1 protein-coding gene is annotated in these 462 nt (G+C 76.0%); it reads right to left on the bottom strand.

The window, feature by feature from the left end:
- Positions 1-462 (bottom strand): DUF6350 family protein (locus G3I65_RS48960; RefSeq protein WP_239071909.1); only part of this gene is annotated, 462 nt, incomplete at both ends.

The following is a 462-nucleotide window of genomic DNA, read 5'->3' as shown; positions in this document are numbered from 1 at the left end:
ACCAGCGCGCCGGTCGCTGCGGGCAGCACCAGCAGGGCGGGCCACCAGGCCGCGTGGTGCTCGGGCAGGCCGCCGAGCAGGGGGACGCCGGGCACCGCGCCGCCGCGGTAGCCGAACATCCCGACGTTCAGGTCGCCGATCGAGAACCCGGGCCCGGTGACGAAGGACAGCGCGGCGGCGACGGCGTTCGGCAGGTACAGCACCGACAGCAGGAAGAGCCCGAAGCTGGTGTCGAAGGCGGGCTCGTAGATGTCGGACACGGTCGCCCACGACACCGCGGTCGCGACGGTGAACACGACGGCACCGCAGGCCACGAGCACCGCGAAGCCCAGCGCGCCGGCCCGGAGCCCGCGCAGGGCGAGGGGGTCGAGGCGGTCCGCGACGAAGTCCGGCAGCCCGCAGGACCGGGCGAGACCGGCGAACGCGGCCGCCGCGGCGAGCAGCCCGGGGACGACGAAGGCG

The sequence above is a fragment of the Amycolatopsis sp. SID8362 genome (genome assembly GCF_010550475.1).
GTDB classification, from domain to species: Bacteria; Actinomycetota; Actinomycetes; order Mycobacteriales; family Pseudonocardiaceae; genus Amycolatopsis; species Amycolatopsis eburnea.
Note: the sequence above shows the minus strand (reverse complement) of the source record. Positions and strands in the feature narration are given on the sequence as shown.